This window comes from Chitinophaga sp. CF118, assembly GCF_900112615.1.
Lineage (GTDB): Bacteria > Bacteroidota > Bacteroidia > Chitinophagales > Chitinophagaceae > Chitinophaga.
The window spans coordinates 1-1,308 of record NZ_FOMK01000032.1; the positions used below are offsets into that span (position 1 = coordinate 1).

At 41.1% G+C, this 1,308-nt stretch carries 1 protein-coding gene; it reads left to right on the plus strand.

Going from position 1 to position 1,308, the window contains the following annotated elements:
* The first annotated feature begins 67 nt into the window (after positions 1-67).
* Positions 68-1,194, plus strand: a protein-coding gene (locus BM176_RS32050) for an IS3 family transposase (protein WP_090108487.1) whose coding sequence is annotated in 2 segments (ribosomal slippage) — positions 68-353 and positions 353-1,194 — 1,128 coding nt in all. Because the reading frame shifts where the segments join, the coding sequence is not laid out codon by codon here.
* Positions 1,195-1,308: the final 114 nt, after the last annotated feature.

The following is a 1,308-nucleotide window of genomic DNA, read 5'->3' on the forward strand; positions in this document are numbered from 1 at the left end:
TATAATGGACCCCGAAAAAAGGACCGGCAGTTAAGATAAAAAATTTTAATCTTAAATTGCCTACATAATGACAAAAAAGAGCAGACGTAAATTTAGTGGGGACTTCAAAGCGAAGGTCGTGTTAGAAGCCCTAAAGGAGCGCAGCACCATGGAAGAGCTGGCGCGTAAGTATGAGTTGCATCCTACTCAAATCAATACCTGGAAGAGGGAAGCCGCAGCGAAGCTGGCTAGTGCATTCGAAACCGATGGAGCAGTCTCCAATACAGAACAACAAGAAGACCAGCTGGAAAAGCTTTACGCCCAGATCGGTCAATTAAAGGTAGAGAATGATTTTTTGAAAAAAAAGTTGCGTTGAAATCAGTATCGTTACGTAGAGAGATGATTGAGCCTGGGAATTCTGGGATAAGTATGCGTCAACAGTGTCGTTTATTAGGGATACATCGTAGCGGGTTATATTATAAGCCTGTATCAGAAACTGCAGAGAACCTGGCAATCATGCGTCTACTTGATGAGCAATATTACAAAACTCCATTTTACGGTGTAAGGCGCTTAACGGCCTTTTTAAAAGAAGAGGGTTATCCTGTTAACCGGAAACGAGTAAAGCGCTTAATGGAGCTAATAGGATGGGAAACGCTATATCAGGAACCCAATACGAGTGCGCCCAATGTTGCACATAAGATTTATCCATATTTACTAAAAGGATTAAAAATAACAAAGGCGAACCAGGTTTGGGCTACGGATATCACTTATGTTCCAATGCGGAAGGGTTTTATGTATTTGTGTGCAGTAATAGATCTACACACCCGTTATGTTTTAAATTGGAGTATAAGTAATACGATGACAGCCGAATGGTGTAAAGACGTTGTCGACGAGGCTATAAGACTAAATGGGAAGCCTGAAATCTTTAATACGGATCAAGGAAGCCAGTTCACAAGTGAAGTTTTTACAGCGCTACTTAAAAGTCACGAAATACAAATCAGTATGGATGGGAAGGGACGTGCCCTCGACAATATATTTGTAGAAAGATTGTGGCGGAGTGTGAAATATGAAAATATTTATTTGAATGTTTATGAAGACGGAGTAAGTTTGTATCAAGGCTTGAGCGAGTATTTCAATTTTTATAACAAAGAGCGATTACATCAATCGCTGGGATATAAAACCCCTGAGATGCTTTACACGCAGATCGCTGCCTGATCCCCTGCCGGGGGCTTGTACCAATTGCTTAGATGAGTAAACTCATCCAATCAATTGGCACCTCTCAAAGCGAAGAAATACCAACTGCTGGTCCTAACAATTGGGTACACCATA